This window comes from Arenimonas oryziterrae DSM 21050 = YC6267, from assembly GCF_000420545.1.
In the GTDB taxonomy this organism is placed as follows: Bacteria; Pseudomonadota; Gammaproteobacteria; order Xanthomonadales; family Xanthomonadaceae; genus Arenimonas; species Arenimonas oryziterrae.
Map to the genome: position 1 here is coordinate 166,590 of NZ_ATVD01000004.1, position 19,248 is coordinate 185,837.

17 protein-coding genes are annotated in these 19,248 nt (G+C 66.1%); 3 read left to right on the top strand and 14 right to left on the bottom strand.

Features of this window, described 5'->3' with window-relative positions; all coding sequences use genetic code 11:
- Positions 1 to 47: 47 nt before the first annotated feature.
- The 9 genes from G467_RS0111715 to G467_RS16585 form a co-directional block, all read right to left on the bottom strand.
- Positions 48 to 1,595, bottom strand: a complete 1,548-nt coding sequence (locus G467_RS0111715) for an ABC transporter permease subunit (protein WP_022969928.1) — start codon at positions 1,593 to 1,595, stop codon at positions 48 to 50.
- A 1-nt stretch (position 1,596) separates the two neighbouring features.
- On the bottom strand, positions 1,597 to 2,463 hold the full coding sequence (locus G467_RS0111720) for an ABC transporter ATP-binding protein (protein ID WP_022969929.1): 867 nt from the start codon (positions 2,461 to 2,463) through the stop codon (positions 1,597 to 1,599).
- Positions 2,464 to 2,585: 122 nt separating this feature from the next.
- On the bottom strand, positions 2,586 to 4,166 hold the full coding sequence (locus G467_RS0111725; protein WP_022969930.1) for an FAD-dependent monooxygenase: 1,581 nt from the start codon (positions 4,164 to 4,166) through the stop codon (positions 2,586 to 2,588).
- A 202-nt stretch (positions 4,167 to 4,368) separates the two neighbouring features.
- Complete coding sequence (gene dbpA / locus G467_RS0111730) at positions 4,369 to 5,745, bottom strand: ATP-dependent RNA helicase DbpA (RefSeq protein WP_022969931.1); 1,377 nt, start codon at positions 5,743 to 5,745, stop codon at positions 4,369 to 4,371.
- Between the two features lie 38 nt (positions 5,746 to 5,783).
- Positions 5,784 to 6,395: a rhomboid family intramembrane serine protease gene (locus G467_RS0111735; RefSeq protein ID WP_022969932.1), complete on the bottom strand. Its 612-nt coding sequence runs from the start codon at positions 6,393 to 6,395 to the stop codon at positions 5,784 to 5,786.
- A gap of 50 nt (positions 6,396 to 6,445) precedes the next feature.
- Positions 6,446 to 7,117 carry a glutathione S-transferase gene (locus tag G467_RS0111740; RefSeq protein ID WP_022969933.1) on the bottom strand — a complete coding sequence of 224 codons (672 nt, stop codon included), beginning with the start codon at positions 7,115 to 7,117 and terminating at the stop codon, positions 6,446 to 6,448.
- A 62-nt stretch (positions 7,118 to 7,179) separates the two neighbouring features.
- Positions 7,180 to 8,085, bottom strand: a complete 906-nt coding sequence (locus G467_RS0111745; RefSeq protein ID WP_022969934.1) for an acyltransferase — start codon at positions 8,083 to 8,085, stop codon at positions 7,180 to 7,182.
- Positions 8,086 to 8,142: 57 nt separating this feature from the next.
- Positions 8,143 to 8,610, bottom strand: coding sequence for a thiol-disulfide oxidoreductase DCC family protein (locus tag G467_RS16580; protein ID WP_022969935.1), 468 nt, complete (start codon positions 8,608 to 8,610; stop codon positions 8,143 to 8,145).
- On the bottom strand, positions 8,607 to 9,173 hold the full coding sequence (locus G467_RS16585) for a GbsR/MarR family transcriptional regulator (RefSeq protein WP_022969936.1): 567 nt from the start codon (positions 9,171 to 9,173) through the stop codon (positions 8,607 to 8,609). Before G467_RS16585 ends, G467_RS16580 begins: the two co-directional genes overlap by 4 nt.
- 97 nt (positions 9,174 to 9,270) lie before the next feature.
- Here G467_RS16585 and G467_RS16590 point away from each other — a divergent pair, with 97 nt between their 5' ends.
- The 3 genes from G467_RS16590 (at position 9,271) to G467_RS17590 (ending at position 13,818) form a co-directional block, all read left to right on the top strand.
- Positions 9,271 to 10,254, top strand: coding sequence for an NAD(P)H-binding protein (locus G467_RS16590; RefSeq protein WP_022969937.1), 984 nt, complete (start codon positions 9,271 to 9,273; stop codon positions 10,252 to 10,254).
- Between the two features lie 111 nt (positions 10,255 to 10,365).
- A complete protein-coding gene (locus tag G467_RS0111765; RefSeq protein ID WP_022969938.1) occupies positions 10,366 to 12,138 on the top strand; it encodes a M14 family metallopeptidase in 1,773 nt (590 codons plus the stop codon).
- A 3-nt stretch (positions 12,139 to 12,141) separates the two neighbouring features.
- Positions 12,142 to 13,818 (top strand): serine/threonine-protein kinase, encoded by a 1,677-nt coding sequence (locus G467_RS17590; protein ID WP_022969939.1) that lies wholly within the window; start codon positions 12,142 to 12,144, stop codon positions 13,816 to 13,818.
- Positions 13,819 to 13,834: 16 nt separating this feature from the next.
- On the opposite strand, the gene G467_RS0111775 is transcribed toward G467_RS17590, so the two are convergent.
- From G467_RS0111775 to G467_RS0111795, 5 genes are all read right to left on the bottom strand, one after another.
- Entirely contained in the window at positions 13,835 to 15,388 is a 1,554-nt protein-coding gene (locus G467_RS0111775) for a POT-type proton-dependent oligopeptide transporter (RefSeq protein WP_022969940.1), read from the bottom strand.
- Positions 15,389 to 15,454: 66 nt separating this feature from the next.
- Positions 15,455 to 15,847 (bottom strand): GtrA family protein, encoded by a 393-nt coding sequence (locus G467_RS0111780; RefSeq protein ID WP_034219296.1) that lies wholly within the window; start codon positions 15,845 to 15,847, stop codon positions 15,455 to 15,457.
- The gene (locus tag G467_RS16600; RefSeq protein WP_022969942.1) at positions 15,837 to 16,820 is read right to left on the bottom strand and encodes a glycosyltransferase; all 984 of its coding nucleotides are present in this window, start codon (positions 16,818 to 16,820) and stop codon (positions 15,837 to 15,839) included. Before G467_RS16600 ends, G467_RS0111780 begins: the two co-directional genes overlap by 11 nt.
- A complete protein-coding gene (locus tag G467_RS0111790) occupies positions 16,804 to 17,496 on the bottom strand; it encodes an NAD-dependent epimerase/dehydratase family protein (protein WP_022969943.1) in 693 nt (230 codons plus the stop codon). Before G467_RS0111790 ends, G467_RS16600 begins: the two co-directional genes overlap by 17 nt.
- A 28-nt stretch (positions 17,497 to 17,524) precedes the next feature.
- The gene (locus G467_RS0111795; protein WP_155844885.1) at positions 17,525 to 19,207 is read right to left on the bottom strand and encodes a hypothetical protein; all 1,683 of its coding nucleotides are present in this window, start codon (positions 19,205 to 19,207) and stop codon (positions 17,525 to 17,527) included.
- Between the last annotated feature and the right edge of the window lie 41 nt (positions 19,208 to 19,248).

The following is a 19,248-nucleotide window of genomic DNA, read 5'->3' on the forward strand; positions in this document are numbered from 1 at the left end:
GCCACCAGTGCAGACGCGGCAGAGGCCGCTCCCGCAGATTCCCCTGTCTAGCGCCGCGCCAGCCGCGGCCACGCCCAGAACAGCAGCGCCGCCGCCGGCAGCAGGAACAGGCTGTGCCATAGCGCCGTGGTCGCCGGATCGCGGCTCATGTCGAAGATGTCCGCCCCCTGGATGCCGACGTACACCGTCCCGAGCAGCAACAGCTCAAACGGACGCGGGTTGCGGCAGATCGCGCCCACCGCCAGGCCCCAGACCGAGATCGACGCTGCGATCGCGACCGCCGCCAAGGCGCCTTCCGGGTGACTGGCCAGCAGACGCAGCATGCCGGGCAAGGCCAGACCGACCGCCAGGATCGCCGCCACTGCGAACCGCGTCGCCAGCAGGCGCCAGGTGATGCCGGCGGCGGTGAACATCAGCCCGCCGGTACCGGTATCGCGCTCGCGGAGCACGCCACGCGCAAACACGTCCAGCGGCAGCAACCAGGCCAGCATCATCGCCATGACCATGCCCTTCTCCGCACTGAAAGCCTGCACGCCCCAGGCCACCAGAGCGAGCAGCCACCAGCCGTAACGACGCTGACGCAGCACCAGACGTAGTTCCGCAATCACCAGGGTGCCGAACAGGCCACGCGCGAACGGTGCCATCGCCTTGTCGAGCCAGGCCAGACGCAGCCCCGCTCCCGCAACGTTTTTCGCCGCCGCCGCCGTGCCGCGCGCCGCCGCCCAATCGAGAAACGGTGCCGCCAGCAGCACACCCGCCATCGCACCGAGCAGCCACAGCAGGCGACCCAACGCATCCATGGGCCGCACGTGCCAGGCCTTCCATTCGAACAGGATCGGCGGATGGTCGATGACCTGATTGCCGACGCTGAAGCCCTTCTCCTGCGGCTTGCCGGTCTGCTGCTCGCGGATGCGCTGGAAATCGCGCGCCACCACGGTCATGCCGTTCGGATCGCTGGTCCAGACCTCGTTCGCATGCGGGGCATCGAGTTGCGCCAGCGAGGTCGAGGTCAAGGTCACCCAGACGATGAAGAACAGCACATTGCCGATCGTGCGCCGCAGCCAGGGCACGAGGTCGAACCAGACCGCGAACATCGAGGTGATCGCCAGGCCCGGCAAACTCAGCACCAGCACCGGCTTGACCAGTTCGAACAGATTGAACGCCGTGTCTTCCGCGCGCACCCACTGCGCGACCAGACCCACGCTCAGGCCCACGGAAATGATGATGCCGAAGATCACCATGTGGCTGGCCCACTTCGCCAGCAGGTAGGCGCCGCGCGTCATCGGCGTGGCAACCAGCAGCTGCCAGACGCGCGTGTCGATGTCGCGCGCGAGCGTGCCGCGCACCAGATAAAAACCGATCAGGCTCAGCAGCGTGCAGAACTCCATGCCCAGCACCATGCCGATCCAGGCACTGGAATAAGCGCCGCGCTGGCCATCGACCAGCGACACGGTCAGGTAGTGCGCGCTCGGCGGCGGAAAACACGCCCAGCTGCCGACCATGACGCCGGCCAGCACGATCCAGAAACGCAGGCTGCGCGTACGTTCGCGCAGATCGGCGAGAAGAATGGCGAGAAACCGATGGACGGCCTGCATGTCAGTGCGCCGCCGCGCTGGCGCCGAGCAACCAGGTGTACGCGTCCTCGAGACCCGGCGTCACCGCCTGCGCGTCGGCGTGCGGTCGACCGGCACTGATGACACGCACGCGCACGCCGTCGGGACGGCGCAACGAGGCGCAGAGCGTGTAGTTGGCGCGGACTTCGGCAAGTTGATCGGCAGCCAAGGTCCATTCCCAGACATGGCCCTCGGCCATTCCCAGCAGTTGTTCGGGCGTGCCGTGGAAACGCAGCCTCCCCTCGGCCATGACGGCGAGCTGCGTGGCACTGGCTTCCACGTCGGACACGATATGCGTCGACAGGATGACCAGGCGCTGCCCAGCCAGATCGGTCAGCAAGTGCCGGAAACGCATGCGTTCTTCCGGATCCAGGCCGACCGTGGGTTCGTCGACGATCAACAGGGTCGGATCGTTGAGTAGAGCCTGCGCGATGCCGACGCGTTGACGCATGCCGCCGGAGAAATCGCCGAGGCGTCGATCGGCGGCATCGCTCAGGCCGACCTGCGCGAGGCAGGTCTCCACGCGCGTTTTGGCCTCGACGCCGGACAAGCCTTTGACGGCCGCGAGAAAGGCCAGGAACTCGCGCGCGCTGAGCGCCGAATACACGCCGAAATCCTGCGGAAGGTAGCCGAGCGCGACACGCAGGGCGTTGGGCTGTTCGGCGATATCGACCCCGTTCCAGGTGACCTGGCCGGCGGTCGGCCGGGCCAGGGTCGCGAGGATGCGCATCAAGGTGGACTTGCCCGCGCCATTGGGTCCGAGCAGTCCCAGGATGCCCGGGCCCAGCTTGAGGCTCAGGTCCGACACGGCCTGGTGGCCGCCGGGATACTTGTATCCGACGGATTTCAAAGACAATTCACATGCCGACATGCGCGTTCCCGGGTCTGCTGGGCGCCGACGGAATGTCGACCCCTGTGCCGGTACTATAGTTACCTATAACACCTAATCACATGGGCCAGAAGTACGGGGCCTCAGGCCCGGAGCTCGGCCGGACCCAAACGCACCCGCTGTCGGAAATAGTCGGTGACCGCCGCGGAGTCCAGGATGGCGCCGCACAGGCCCACATGCCCGTCGGGACGCAGCAGGTAGAACGCCGTCTGTGGGACCTTCGCACGATCAAGTTCCGCCGCATTGGTGGCGTCGGCCGGAATCACGTGCACCTGCATGAGTTCGCCCAGATCGGGCAAGGCCTCGGCCGGCAGGGGCTGACCAAAGACCAGCAGCTGGAAGCGCCGGTCGTCGAGTTTTTCGAAAAGGTCCTGCACCGGCCCGCCGGCGGACAGCTTGAGTTTCAACCACGGAAAGCGATCGCCCGCCTGCGGGGCCTTACCCGGGAATCGCGCGAGCGCCGACGACAGCGAGCCCTTGCGATAGTGAATGCCGGTCTGCGAGACCGCACGGAATGCGATCTTCTGGATGAACTTGCGGCGCATCGCAAACGCGGCGACGCGCGCGATGATCTGCGTGCGCAACAGGCCAGCCAGCGGATGCGCCGACACGATGAGGCGAAAGCCCCGGTCGGTGGTGTTGAGCAGCTGTTCCGCGACCGGCAACCGTTCTTCTTCGTAAGAGTCGAGCAAGGCCGGATCGGCCCGGCCCTGCACCACGAGCGCCAGCTTCCAGCCCAGGTTGTACGCGTCCTGCAATCCGGTATTCATGCCCTGCGCGCCGACCGGGCTGTGCACGTGCGCGGCATCGCCGAGCACGAAACAACGGCCGCTGCGGAAATTCGCCGCATGCCGGTGATGGATGCGATAGGTAGAAAACCAGGTGCAGTTTTTCAACGACAGGTTCACGCCCGCCTCGCCGAGCAGGGACGGCGTGAGCGCCGCGAAATCCAGCGTCGGCGAATCGCGCAAGGCTGGCGGCACGATGCCGACGATGCGCCAGTGGTCCTGGCCGCGCATCGGGAAAAACAGATGGAAACCGGCCTGCCACAGATAGACATTGACCTCGTCGGGCACCATCGTGCCGGTCATCTCGACATCGGCAACGAAGAACACCTGCTCGTACGGCGCCCCCGGAAATTCAATGCCGCTCAGTTCGCGCACGGCGCTGCGCGATCCATCGCAACCGGCGACCCAGGCGACCTTGAGCCCGCGCACCGAGCCGTCGGCCTGTTTCAGCGTCACCATCGCGTGGTCACTGCGCTGCTCGATGGCGAGCAATTCGGTATTCCACTGCACGGACACGCCGGCGGCGTTCAGCGACTCGCCCATGAGGCGTTCGTTGTCGTCCTGACCGAGCACGAGGATGTAGGGATACGGACTGACTTCCTTACCGGCGTCGCCCAAGGGCACGCGGCCTTTGCGCTGGCCGTTCGCCCAGAGATTGGCGCCGGTGCCGATCTTGCCCTGCCCGATCGCGCGTTCGGCCAGTCCCATCTTGGCGTAGATTTCCAGCGTGCGCGCCTGCACGCCGAGTGCACGCGTCTGCTGCGAAGGACCGGCATGGCGGTCGATGATGAGCGCGCGCACACCGCGGCGTGCGAGTTGGTTGGCGAGCATGAGGCCGGTCGGGCCGGCTCCCACGATCAGGACATCGGTATCCATCTTTGTCTCCAGCGACGAAACGGGGGCGAAGTGCCGGTCCGACGCAAGCGGCCAGGCCGCTCCGTCGCGAGCACAGACGGGATCGTCGTGCTCCACCGTGTGGGAGACATCGTCGTGGCGGCAGGGCTACTTATTGCCTATTTATTGATGAACCTGCCGAAGACCGGGGCGACGGCCCCGTCCGGCACGCGGGCGCCCGTGCTCAGCCGAGGGTGCGCACGCGCAGGGTGCGGCCCTTGATCTTGCCCGCGCGCAGGCGCTCGAGCGCTTTCTTGGCGAGGTCGCGACGGATCGCGACGTAGGTGCGGGTGTCGAAGGTGTCGATCTTGCCGACCGCATCGCCGGGGATGCCGGCCGCGCCGGTCAGCGCGCCGAGGATGTCGCCGGGACGCACCTTGTCCTTGCGGCCGCCATCGACGATCAGCGTGGCCATCGCGGCCTTGACCGGTTCTTTCGCGGACCGGTCGGACAGATTGATGCGCACCCAGCGCACCTTGCCGCCGAGATTCTCTTCGATCTTCGCGACGCGCCCGATCTCGCGCGGCGCGACCAGGCTCAAGGCGAGGCCCTTCTGCCCTGCCCGGCCGGTGCGGCCGATGCGGTGCGTATGCGTGTCGGCGTCGTTGGCGAGTTCGTAGCTGATCACCGCCGGCAGATCCTTGATATCCAGCCCGCGCGCGGCGACGTCGGTCGCCACCAGCACCGCACAACTGCGGTTGGCGAAGCGAACCAGCACTTCGTCGCGATCGCGCTGTTCGAGGTCGCCATGCAGGGCCAGCACCGACGTCCCGCGTTGCGCCAGCTGATCGGCAACGTCCTGGGCATCGCGTTTGGTATTGCAGAACACCACCGCCGATTCCGGACGATGCTCGGCCAGCAACTGCGACAACGCATCGAGCTTGCGCGGCACGTCGACTTCGAAGAACAGCTGCTCGATCTCGTCGGCGCCGTGTTCGGTGTCGACCGTTACTTCGATCGGCGTGCGCTGGAACTTCTTGCTGATGTCGCGGATTTCCTCGGGATAGGTCGCCGAGAACAGCAGCGTCTGCCGCGCTTTCGGCGCCTGTGAGGCGATGCCGGCGATCGCGGCTTCAAAGCCCATGTCGAGCATGCGGTCGGCTTCGTCGAGCACCAGCACCAGCAAGGCATCGAGCTTGAGTGCGCCGTGGTCGATCAGCTCCTGCACGCGGCCGGGCGTGCCGACCACGATGTGCGGCTCATGCACCAGCGACGCCAGGTGCGGACGCAGCGGGATGCCGCCGCAGAAGGTCGAGATCTTGATGTTGGGAATCGGACGCGCGAGGCGGCGCAATTCCTTGGTTACCTGATCGGCGAGTTCGCGCGTCGGGCACAGCACCAGGGTCTGCACACGCGCGAGCAGCGGATCGATGCGGGCGAGCAGGCCCAGGCCGAAAGCGGCCGTCTTGCCGCTGCCGGTGCGCGCCTGCGCGATCACGTCCTTGCCTTCCAGGATCGGTGGCAGGCTGCCGGCCTGGATCGGGGTCATGCTGGCGTAACCCAGCGCTTCGAGGCCCTGCAGCAGGGCCGGGCTGAGGGAAAGTGCGGAAAAGTCGGTCATGCGCAATTATCGCACGGCGAGCCGCCCGCCCCGCCCGCCTAGAAGCGGGGGTGGCTCAACTCGCGCAGGAAATGCCCCAGGACGTCCGAATCGACGAGCAGGGTGAAGACCACCCCGTACGCGGCGCCCCACAGATGCGCGCTGTGATTGACGCTGTCCTTGCCGCGCCGGTCCATGTAGATCGAATAGACGGTGTAGAGCACCGCGAACACGATCGCCGGGATGCCGATGGCGAAATACACGTAAATCTTCGCCCACGGGTCGATGAGGATATAGGCGAACAACACCGCCGATACTGCGCCCGAGGCGCCCAGGCTGAAGTACTTGGCGTTGTCGCGATTGCGCAGATACGTCGGCAGTATCGAAAAAATCAGTCCCAGCACGTAGAAAAACACGAAGCCCCAGGGACCGAGGCGCGTGATGTAGAACGACTCCATCACCCGACCGAAAAAATACAGGGTGATCATGTTGAACAGCAGGTGGGTGAAATCGGCATGTAGCAGGCCGTAGCTCACCAGCCGGTACCAGTCGTTGTCGCGCGCGATCGCCGGCGGCCACAGGATCAGCCGGTCCATGAGCTTCTGATTATTGAAGGCGAGAAACGACACCACGCAGGTGATCGCGATAATGATCAGGGTATGCGAGAGCATCGGGGTCCTTGCCGGTGTCGTCGGCCGTCAGTGGCGCGGGCGGAATCGTATCAGCGCAACAGCTCGTACGGTCCGCCGCTGGCCAGCGCACGCTGGTAGGCCGGGCGGGCGTGGATGCGCGCCAGCCAGTCGGTGAGCCGCGGGCGATCGGCGGCGAGGCCGCCGCGCGAGGCCGCCGCTTCGAGCGGGAAGCTCATCTGGATATCGGCGGCCGTAAACGCGTCGCCGGCGAACCAGTCGCGCGTCTTCAGCTCGCTCTCCATGAAATCCAGATGCGCGTTGATCTGCGGCGTCACGAACGACGTCATCACCTTGTCGGCGATCGCGCGCGCGACCGGCCGCACGAAAAACGGCGCCGGCGCGCTGCGCACGCGCGAAAACACCAGGCTCATGAGCAAGGGCGACATCGCCGAGCCTTCGGCGAAATGCAGCCAGTAGGTGTACCGGCGCTTTTCCGCGGTCCCCGGCGGCGGCACCAGACGACCCTGCCCATAGGTCTCGACGAGATATTCGACGATCGCGCCCGACTCGGCCACGACGACATCGCCGTCGCCGATCACTGGCGACTTGCCCAGCGGGTGCACCTTGCGCAGCGACGGCGGCGCCAGCATGGTCTGCGCGTCGCGTTCGTAGCGTTGCACCTCGTACGGCAGGCCAAGCTCCTCGAGCAGCCACAGCACGCGCTGCGAGCGGGAGTTGTTGAGGTGGTGGACGATGATCATGCGTGGGCCTTCGGTCGGTCTGTCGCCAGTGTACGGGCCCGGAGCGGCTCGCGGACGCAGGCTCAGTCGGAACCGGCCGCGGCCAGCTGACGCGCCAGTTCGGCGTCCTTGTCGGTCCACACCGCGTTCATCCATTGCTGGAAGCGCGCACGGAACGCGCGATCGTTTTCGTAGTCGCCGGTCAGGAACTCGGCCGGAATCGCCCGCTGCCGCACATGCACGCGCACCGCCGGCACGCGATTGGCCATCAGATCGAGCAAGGTCGGCTTGCCGCCCGGATAGACCAGGGTTACGTCCACGACCGAATGCAAAGCCTGGCCCATCGCATCGAGCACGAAGGCCACGCCGCCGGCTTTGGGCTTAAGCAGATGCGTGTACGGCGAGGACTGCCGTGCATGCTTGTCGACGGTGAAGCGCGTGCCTTCGACGAAGTTCATGACCGAGACCGGCATGTCGCGGAATTTCTCGCAGGCGCGGCGCGTGGCGGCGATGTCCTGACCGGCGAGCTGCGGATTCTTCGCCAGCTGGCTCTTCGTGTAGCGCTTCATGAAGGGGAAATCGAGCGCCCACCACGCCAAACCCAGCAAGGGCACCCAGATCAGCTGACTCTTGAGGAAAAAGCGCAGGAACGGAATGCGCCGGTTGAAGACCTTCTGCAGCACCGGAATGTCGACCCAGCTCTGGTGATTGCTCAGCACGAGGTAGTGGCCGTCCTTCTGCAGCCCTTCCAGGCCTTCGACATGGAAGGTCGTGCGGGTAAATACCGCGAACAAGCCGCTGTTCACGGCGATCCAGCTTTCCGCCAAGCCGACCAGCACGTGATTGCAGCCGCGCCGGAACGCGGGAATCGGCAGCAGCCACTTCAGCAGGGCCACGACAAACAGCGGCGTCGTATGCAGCACGGTATTGAGGGCGATCAGCAGCGCGGCCAGCGGAACGCGCAGAAACAGGGGCAGGAAGGCGAGCATGGGATCAGAGGAACGTGCGGGACGGCGATTATCGCCCGAAGCCCGCCGTTTTGACGCTCAGGGCAGCTCGCAGCGGCCGTCGCGGCAGGCCGCCGCCTGGCGCTCGGAACGCCGCGCAGCCCAGCGCACCAGCCGGTCGAAAGCCTCGGTGAAGCCCAGCCGGGACAGGAACATGCGATGCCGCGCCACCCACGGATACAGCCGGTCCCACAACGGACGCAGCCACGGATGCGACCACAGCCGCGCCATGCTTTCGATGCCGGCCTGGCGATAGGCGAGCACGAAGACATCGACCCCGGTAAACCACTGCCCCGCTTCGTCGCGGGCGTGGATCGACCGCATCATCTGCTCGGCGCCGATGCCCGCACGCCGCGCGAACGGATCATCGAATTCCGCGCCCGAGCAATCGACCAGGCGCAGGCGGTCGTGGCGGTCGTAGTCCTTGATCGCGCCCAGTTCCTTGACGCACAGCGGGCAGTGCGCGTCGTAGTAGATCGTCAGCGGGTAGTGCACGACAGGTGTCATTTGTTCTCGCCGTCGCGCAGCAGTTTCTGGATACGGCTGCCGAGCTTCATGACCTTCATCAGCGTGGCCGGCTCCAGGCGCAGCATTTCCTCGCCCCAGGCCGACATCGTCGTCATCAGCGCCAGGGTTTCGCGGATGCGCGTCTGGGCATCGCGATCCTCCTGCGCAAAGGCGGCGTCGGCGACGCAGTCCTTGAGCACGGCAACGGTCGGATCGAACTCGCGCGCCTTGCGTTCGCGCGTCACTGTCCGGAACAGCTCCCAGACATCCTTGCTGGTGTCGTAGTGGTCGCGGCGTTCGCCGAGCAGGTGCACGACGCGCACGAGGTTGTAGTTGAGCAATTCCTTGAGGCTGTTGCTGACGTTCGAGCGCGCGACCACGAGGATGTCCGCGATTTCCTCGGCATGCATGGGTCGCCCGGACAGGAACAGCAGCGCGTGGATCTGCGCCACCGTCCGGTTCACGCCCCAGCGCGAGCCCATCTCGCCCCAGTGCAGGACAAAGCGGCGGCTGACCGGCGTCAGGCGGTCCGCGGTCGGGGTGTCGGTGTCGGGGGTGTCCATGGCAGGCTCCGGCGTCGCATCTGGCTTGCCGCCAGACTATTTTGGTCATATATTTCTGTCAAGACAGAAATTACTGACACGAAGATCGGAAAACAGCATGGACAGGGCTCAGGACAAACCGCCACCCCCAGCCAAACCCACCGTTCTGGTGCTCGGCGGCTCGGGTTTCATCGGCCGGCACGCCGTCGCCGCCCTGATCGCCGCCGGCTGCCCGGTGATCATCGGCAGTCGCCATCCGGCCCGCATCGACGGCAAGTTGCCCGGCAATGCCACCGCCGCGCCGCGCCGGCAGGTGCACATGGAGGACCTGCTTGACCCCGACCAGTGGCGGGATGCCACCGATGGCGTGGACGTGGTGCTCAATTGCGTCGGCATCCTGCGCCAGCGCGGCCGCGAGACTTACCGGCGCGTGCACTGCGAAGCGGTAACCGCGCTGGCCGAAACCTGCCGACAGCGCGGACTGCGCCTGATCCATGTCTCGGCCCTGGGTTTGCAGTTCCCCGCACGCAGCCGCTTCCTGCGTTCCAAGCGCGATGCCGAAGCCGCGCTGCGCGCAAGCGGCGCGGACTGGCACATCGTGCGGCCGTCCCTGCTCGACGGCGACGGTGGCTACGGCGCGAAATGGATCCGCCGCGTCGCGCGCTGGCCCCTGCTGGTGCTGCCGGCGGACGCCATCGGCCGCATCGCCGCGCTCGATGTCGGCGAACTCGGCGAGGCGCTCGCGAACCTCGCGATGCAACCGCTGCCGACCAACACCGACGCCGCGCAGCGCGAATACGATCTTGGCGGTCCGGACCAAATCGGACTCGCCGACTACATCGCCTCGATTCGCCGATTGCACACGCCGCACCCGGTCCGCTGCCTGCGCATTCCGGGCGTGCTCGCCCGCCTCGGCAGCCACGTCTGCGATCTCCTGCATTGGACGCCGTTTTCTTTCGGTCATTGGGAGCTGTTGCGCAACGACAACTGCCCGCAACACAACCGGCTGCCGGAACTGCTCGGTCGTGCGCCCCGCCCCATCGGTGCCCCGCCTGTCGGCGCGGGTCTGACCGCAACAGGCCCGGTGGCTGTCGCCAACTGAAGGCATCGCGCTCATGAGCGCGCCACCATCGGGGGCGTCGTCCCAACTTTGCTCACTATTCGCCGTCACCGGGCACAGGCATCATCGCGCTTTCCCAAAGCGAAGCCGCCCATGATCCGTCCCCTGTGCCTTGCGCTGACCCTCGCCCTCGGCGTCTGCGCGACTGCCTCCGCCGATCTGCCGCCCCTGAGCACGATGTCCGAACGCTCGGGCTTCCTGCAAACCGGTCGCTACGACGAAGTCATCGCGCTGTGCCAGTCGTTCCAGAATGCCTACCCCGGCGTCGTGCGCTGCATCGATTTCGGCCGCACGCCCGAAGGCCGGCCGATGAAGGCCCTGATCGTCACACGCACCGGCGCGCTCACGGCCGCTGCCGCGCATCAGCGCGGGCTGCCGGTGATGCTGATCCAGGGCGGCATCCATGCCGGCGAAATCGACGGCAAGGACGCGGGTTTCCTCGCGCTGCGCGAGGTGCTCGCCGGCAAGGCCGCGAAAGGCGCGCTCGACAAACAGGTGCTGGTGTTCGTGCCGGTGTTCAATGTCGATGGCCACGAACGCTTCGGCGCCTGGAACCGTCCGAATCAGCGCGGGCCCGAACAGATGGGCTGGCGCACAACGGCGCAGAACTACAACCTCAATCGCGACTACGTCAAAGCCGACGCGCCGGAAATGCAGGCGATGCTGCGCCTGGTCAACGAATGGGACCCGCTCGCCTACGTCGATCTGCACGTCACCGACGGCGCAAAGTTCCGCCATGACGTCGCGGTGCAGGTCGAGCCGGTCAATTCCGGCGACGGCGACTTCCGCAAGGACGGCCTGGCGCTGCGCACCGGGGTGATCGCCGACCTCACCGCGCAGGGTTCGCTGCCCGTGTCCTTCTATCCCTCGTTCAACGTCAACGACGACCCCGCCTCGGGCTTCACCGACAGCGTCGCGCCGCCGCGCTTCTCGACCGGCTATTTCCCGATGCGCAACCGCATGGCGATGCTGGTCGAAACGCATTCGTGGAAGGACTATCCGACGCGCGTGCGCATCACCCGCAACACCATCGTGTCCTTGCTCGACCAGATGGCCGCGCACGGCGCCAGCTGGCTCAAGGATGCGCAGGCCGCCGATCAGCGCGCACAGGCGCTCGGTGGCCAGACGGTCGCGCTGGACTATGCCGCGTCCGCGAAGAAGCGCGAGATTGATTTCCTCGGCTACGAATACACGCGCACGCTCTCGGACATTTCCGGCGCGCTGATGACCCGCTACGATGAAAGCAAGCCGCAGGTCTGGCATGTCCCACTCGCGGACGATATCCAGCCCGGCACGCAGGTGGTCGCGCCCAAAGCCGGTTATGTCGTGCCGGCGGCGCACGCGGCCTGGGTCGCGGAAAAACTCAAGCTGCACGGCATCCGCTTCCGCGTCGTCGGCAGCGCGCAGAAGCAGGCGGCTGTCGAAACCTTCCGCGCCACCAAGGCGAGTTTCGGCGGCCAGTCGGTCGAAGGTCACCAGCGGCTGAACGCGCAGGGCGAATGGAAGGCCGAGGTCCGCGACCTCGCCGCGGGGTCGCTGTTCGTGCCGATCGCCCAGCCCAAGGCACGGCTGGTCATGGCCTTGCTCGAACCGCAGTCCAGCGACTCGCTCGCGGCCTGGGGCGAATTCAACAATGCCTTCGAGCAGAAGGAATACATGGAGGATTACGTCGCCGAGGACGTCGCGCGCGCTCAGCTCGCCGCCGATCCTGCGCTGGCCGCGGAATTCAAGGCACGACTCGAAAGCGATACCGATTTCGCCAAGAATTCCGCCGCCCGCCTGCAGTTCTTCGCACGCCGGCATTCGTCCTGGGATGAGCGTTTCAATCTCTATCCCGTGCTGCGCACCGACACGGCGCCGCGCTGAGGCATGAAGACGCAACTGGGGCATTACGGCATCGTCGCCGAGCTCGGCCGCGGCGGCATGGGCGTGGTCTACAAAGCCTTCGAGCCGGCGCTCGACCGTTATGTCGCGATCAAGGAGCTGTCGCCGGCGCTGTCGCATGACCCAGCCCTGGTCGAACGCTTCGTGCGCGAAGCGCGCTCGATGGCCGCGCTCAACGACCCGCACATCATCCAGATCCATTACATCGGCCAGGAAGGCGAACAGGCCTGGTTCGCGATGGAATTCGTCGATGGCGAAAGCCTGTCGACCCTCATCGAGCGCGAAGGCCCGTTGGCGACCGCCGACGCGCTGAACCTGCTGCGCCAGGCGGCGCTCGGCCTGGCGACCGCGCACGAGCACGGCGTTATCCATCGCGACATCAAGCCCGGCAATCTGCTGCTCGGCAAACGCGGCCAGTTGAAGATCGCCGACTTCGGCATCGCCCTGACCCAGCGCGACACCAGCAAGAAACTCACCGCGACCGGCGATGTCGTCGGCACGCCCGGGTATCTGTCGCCGGAAGTGTGCCTGGGCAAGCCCGTCGACGAACGCTCCGACCTGTTTGCGCTGGGCGTGGTGCTGTTCGAAATGCTCAGCGGCCGCTTGCCGTTCAATTCGGAAAGCCCGTTCAAGCTCATGCTCAGCGTCGTCGAGTCCGACATTCCGGATATCCGCACGCTCAACGACCAGGTCGATGCCCAGACCGCCGGAATCCTCGGCAAGCTGCTCGCCAAGGAACCGGACGCGCGTTATCAGACAGCACGCGAGTTGCTGGCCGCGCTCGCCATGCATCCGCTGATCCAGCAAGGCGGCGATCTGCAGGTCAAGGCACGACAGACGAGCGCGGCTGCCACGATGCTCGCAACGCCCGGCGTGGGTCGCGCGCCGCTGCCGCCGACCTCGATCGCCACGCCCAGCGGCGCCGCGACGCCGGCCGCGATCGCGACCGCAGACGCGCGACCGCCCTCGCCCGCACGTCATCTGCTGTGGCTGGCACCGGTCGCGATCGTCGGCGGATTTCTTGCGTGGCCGCAGTGGCGTTCGAACGACGACACGGCGGTTCCGCCGCCGGCAACACCGATGCCCGCAGAGACGACGGCGCCGGATACCGCCGCTACGGCAAGCCCCGTAACGTCGACAGCGACTTCGACGCCGACGGTCGCAGAAAACCCGCCGGCCGTTGCCGATGCCTCGCCCCCGACCGCCGTGACGCCGCCAGCAGAACAACCTGCTGCTGCGGCTCCGCCAGCAAGAGCCAAGCCCGAAACCCCGTCAGCCGCACCCGCCGCACCGGCGGAAGCGATGGAAAAATACGGCAGCGTCTACGTCGGCGAACACAACGAAACCGTCTCCGTCGCGCAGGCGCTGGGCAGCGACGTGGTCTACATCAAGGTCGAAGGCGTCAACAACCCGCTGGATGGCCAGGTCATCCGCACCCAGGTGCGCGCCGCCGCCTACGAAGGCAAGGATTACTATTTCCAGCACAACGGCGGCGACTACGTGATGCTGGTGATGCGCCGCCGCTATCCGCAGAACACGATGGCGATCGAGCTGTACCTGCCGGGATTGGGCGGCGACGGCGTCGGACTGACCTACGACGCCGCGCAATCGAAAGCGCTCGACACCGCGGCCGTGCGCGCCGCCTACGTGGAAAAGAAATAGCGGCCTGGGCCGGCGCTCACGCGGCCCGGTAGTTGTCGACCATGCGGTAACGCAGCGCGTACCACCCGAACGCCAGCGCGGCCGCGAACGCGAACGCCGCGAAGAAGAACATCTGGAAGGCCGTCACGCTCAAACCGGTGCTGGCGATGTGTCCGAGCACGGCATCGTTGCGCACCGTGGAATTGACGATGAGCACCCACAGATTGCCCATGGTCACCGCCAGGTACCAGAAACTCATGATCACGCCCTTCATCGACTTCGGCGCCTGGCTGTAGGCGAACTCAAGGCCCGTGGCCGAGACCAGCACCTCGCCGAAGGTCAGCAACACATACGGCAGCATCTGCCAGAGCATCGAGGTCGGACTGCCGCCGTCCATCGCCAGCTGGATGCAACCGATCGCGACCCAGGCCAGACCCGAGAAGGCGATGCCCGTGGTCATGCGGCGCAGCGCCGTCAGTTCCACGCCCAGGCCCCGGACCAGCGGGAAAAGCACGAAGTTGTTGAACGGAATCAGCAGCATCACCAGGGCCGGATTCAGCGCCTGCATCTGCGAAGGCTGGAACCAGTCGGGTTTGACCATGTCGTTCGCCTGCAGGACCCAGGTCGAGGCCTTCTGATCGAACAACGACCAGAACGGCGTGGTGAACGCGAACACGATGAGGATGCGCAGCACCGCGCGCACGCCTTCGACGGCCTCGTCGGGATGCACGCCGCGGGCGCGCTCGAGCTGCATCCACGTGCCCATGCCGCCGAAGGCCAGCAACAAGGCCAGCGCCGAACAGAAGGCGATCACGAAACCGATCTGTGGGGTGAGCAGGATCGAGATCACCGCGAGGGTCGCGCCGAACCCCGCCAGCGCTAGCCCCGTGCGCGCCTTGCCGGGCGCCTGCGCGAACAAGGCCGTGCGCGCGACATTGAGAAAAGAATGCGGGTTCGCCGATTCCGGCGGCACCATCACGTACTTCTTGCGTCCGAGCCAGAACACGAAGGTCGCGATGAACATCAGGATGCCGGGAATGCCGAAGGCCACGGCGGCGCCATAGTCGCGCAGGAAAATCGGCATCAGCAGGGATGCGAAGAACGACCCGAAATTGATGATCCAATAAAACGCGTCGAACACGACCTTGGCGCGCTGCTTGTTGGTCTGGTCGAACTGGTCGCCGACGAAGGACACCACGAGTGGCTTGATGCCGCCGGAGCCGAACGCGATCAGGAACAACCCGGCGAAGAATCCCGTGCGGTTATCCTCGAAATACGCCAGGCAGGCATGGCCGAGGCAGTAGACCAGGCTGAACCAGATAACGGTCTGGTACTTGCCCCAGAAGCGGTCGGCGATCCAGCCGCCAAGCAAGGGGAAGAAGTACACACCGATGACGAAGGTGTGGAAGACATGCTTGGCTTCGCTTTCCCGGTCCGCCTCGGGCAGGTACAGCAACAGGCTGACGACCAGGAACTGCGTGAGGATGTTGCGCATGCCGTAGAAGCTGAAGCGTTCGCAGCCTTCATTGGCGATGATGTAGGGGATCTGCCGGGGCATCGGCCCCGTGCCGTCGGCGACTGCCTGGCTCATGCGTTGGTTCCGCGCGCTGTGGTTTTCCCGATGCTACCAGCAAGTGCGCGCGGTGCGACTGAACGCTCAGGCGCGCCGGAACACCCAGTGCTGCATCGCCAGGAAGGTCGCCAGCGGCACGGCGATCATGGAAAAAACGATGCCCCAGCGGTAATCCGCCCGCAGCAGGTCGACCACGACCACCATGCCCAGCAGCGACAGGATCAGGTTCGAGACATGCACGAGGATGAAGCGCAGCGCCTCGCGGGTCAGCCGCCCGGACGAGGCGAAGGTGAAACGACGCTGCGCCAGGAAATTCACCGGCACCAGCAACAGATAGGCGATCACCGCCGCCAGGCGCGGATCCGCGTTCAGGACGTCGACCTGCGTCCAGACCAGGACGGCACTGGCCAGGGTACTCAGCCCGCCGACCAGTCCGAAGCGCAGCAGGCGCCCCAGATCGTTGTCGCTAGTGATCATCGCGCGGCGTCGTGCCGAGGTCGGCATCGGGCAGATTCACGCGCCGACCGAGCACGTACTGCGGCCGGTAGCTGACATTGAGCAGGACCCGTCCGACGTACTCGCCGATCATGCCCAGCGCGATCAGCTGGATGCCGCCCATCATGAGGATCGCGACGATCAGCGAGGTCCAGCCGACCGGCGTATCCGGATGCAGGAATTTTTCCACGATCACGAACAGCGCCAGCGCGAAGCCGAACAAAGAACAGGCCATGCCCGCGAGCGAGGCGGCACGCAGGGGCATGATCGAGAAACTCGTCGCCATCTGCAGCCACAGGGAAATCGACTTGCGCAGGCTGTAGCCGGAGCGGCCATCGCTGCGCGCGTGGTGCTGCGCCTCGATGGTGCCGATATTGGCCGTGCTTTGCAGCAACAGGCCGTCGACGTACACGAACGGACCGGTGTAGACCACGATCAGGTCGCGAATCGAATGATGCAGGCCGCGAAACGGCGACAGGTACAGCCCCCGCGGCTTGCGCAGCAGCCAGCCCGCGACGAGATCGTTGAAGGCACTGCCCAGGCGTTTCCACAAGGCATGCCGGCGCGAAGCGAATTGCACGTAGCAGACATCCCTGCCCTCGCGCAGGCAGGCCAGGATGCGCGGCACGTCCTGCGGATCGTGCTGCAGGTCGTCGTCCATGGTGACGATGTATTCGCCGCGAGCGAAGGCCAGGCCGGCCATGACCGCATTGTGCTGACCGGCGTTCTTGCGCAGTTCGACGCCGCGCAGCCAGGGCCGGGTCGTGGCGAGATCGGAGATCACGCGCCAGGCATCGTCCGGCCCCTGGTCGTGCACGAGGATCACTTCGTAGCGCCCCGCACCGACCTGCGGATCCAGCGCCGCCTGTAGCGCGCTCGCCAACGCCGGCAGGATGCCGGCACTGCCGTAGACGGGAATGACGATGGAAAGGGCGAGATCAGGCATCGCGGCCATGGTACTTGGCCAATACGGTCTCGACATAGTCTCCCGTGAGCGGTCGTCCTAGCGCCGCCGCAACCGCGAGCGCCGGACCGGCATCGATGGTCAGCGGCGCGCCTTTTTCCAGCAGATCGTAGTGGCCGCGTCGTCCAAGCAGGCGCTCGAATATCGCGACGATTTCCGGCACCGGCAGAGATTTTTCCGCGGCGATCGTGACGATCGCCCCGGCCGACTGCCGGCCGTCGATGAACTCGGCGGCGATCGCGACGACATCGTCGACATCGACGAGGTTGCGTTCGGCACGGCGCCAGACGGTGAAATGTTCGCCGTCGCGGATCGCGCGATAGAGGAAATTGGCCAAGGTATGTGGATTGTCCGTGCGGCCGACTACCTGCGGCAGACGCAGGATCAGTCCGCCGGCATGGTCGAGCACCCGCGCTTCCATCGCGAGCTTGTGCCGCACATACGGCGTTTCGCAGCGATCGGCATCGGCGGCGCTGCAACTGCCGAAATACACGAAGCGGCCGGCATGCGTTGTCAGGTGCTCATCGAGCAGCCGTTGTTCGCGTTCAAAGGCCGACGGCGCCCGCTCGTCGGAATCGGCGACGCCCGAGGCAAAAATCAGCGTCCGCGTGTCCTTCGCATAGCGCGACGCAAACGCGCGGGCGAGCATGCCGTGGCCGACGATCATCGCTGGCTCCCGCCGGCATCCGCGCGCGTCACGGGCAACCCGCCGTGATGTGTGCGACCAGCCGTCCCGGCGTCGACGCCAGCCGGCGGATCGCGATGCGACCCGCGCCCGCCTCCCAGCCAGGCACCCGCACCGCGAAAGGCTCACCTGGCCGCAAGCTCAGCGTCTGCAACACCCGCCCGTCCCGTTCGATCACGACCTGCTGCGGGGGGCTCTCCGCCGAAACGTTGCCGTCGAGGCGCACACCGCAGTTGCAAGGCGAAGCCAGTAACACCGCCCGGTCGACAATCTCATCGCCGCCGGCACCGGACCAGCCGGAAAGTTTTTCGATCTTCGGCGCATCGCAGCCGCGCGCGAACGGCGCATACACGCCCAACAAGCGCGCCTGCTGCAAGGCCACGCCGGCCTGGGCATCGGGAAACGGGGCCTGCAAGGTCTGTGCCTGCTCGGGGGTCTCGATGCCCGCCAGTGCGACAGCGTGCATGTGCTGAAACGCTTCCAAGCGCCATTTCGCCTTGCGCCACTCGTCGGCATTGGTCGCCGCCACGCCGAGCAGCAAGACCGCTCCCGCGATCAGCAACGCAGCCTGCCGTGGCGCACGCAGATTCAGCGACGACACCGCGAGCCGGTCGAAAGCGCACCAGGCGATCCCGACCAGCGTCAGCACGTTGTCCATGTAGTAGCGCGAGGCCGCCGCCATGAACGGATCGCCGAATCCACGCGCCAAGGCAATCGACACCGCGAACGAAAGCCCGTAGACGATGAGCGCCACCGGCACCGCAGACACGTCATCGCGCCGATCCCGCCAACGCGCCAGCAGCGCGACCAGCGCCGCCACGAGCACGCCCGCACCAATCGTCAACGCCACCGGCAGCAACGTCGGTCGGGCACTGACCGTCTCGACGCCAAGCACCGACGTACCCAGGGACAGCAGCAGTCCCTTGACGATGCCGGCATCGTGCAAGCGCTCAGCGAACCAGGACGGACCCGACTCTCCCGAGTTGCCGATGCCACCAGCGATGAGCACGGACACGACCAGCGCCGTCGCCATGACGACCCACGGCAACATCGCCGGCAGAATCCAGCGCCAGCCCTGCGCACGCCGGTGCAGGGCCTGCCTCACCAGCATCGCCGTGGTCGCCAGCAAGAAGGAATACGACCAGCCCATGCCGATGAAACCCACCAGGACAATGCCCGCGATCGCCAATCCGAGACCCGCGACGAACGCGGGACGCGCCTGCCGCAAATACGCATCGAAGCCGATGAAATAGCCGACGAACAGCAAATTCTTCAGATGCTGCGCGAGCCCCAGATCCAGGATGTAGAGCTCCCAGCCGACCAGACTGCACAACAGCGCCGCGCAAACGAGGTAGAACCCCGGCCCGGCCCACGCAACCCCGGCGCCCGGACGCGGGAGCTCACGACGAAACGCCAGACACAACAGCCCTGCCTGCAAGACGATCATCAGCGGCGTGAGGCGATCGGCGAGCAGCACATCGAGATCGAACCAGCGCACGTTCAAGGCCAGCAAGGCCTGGAATAGCAGACCGCGATGCTGCCCCTGATTCCACAGGTCGAACAGGCTGAGACGACCTTCGCTATAGGCCTGGTTCTGATGCAGCAAGCGCAGCGTATCCATGTACGCGACATCGGGATGCACGCAGGTCACATACCACTGCAGCCATCCAAACCCGAGCAGCAGCGGCAGCACGATCGGCCACCGCTTCCGCAGGAAAGCCCAATGCGCGTCGG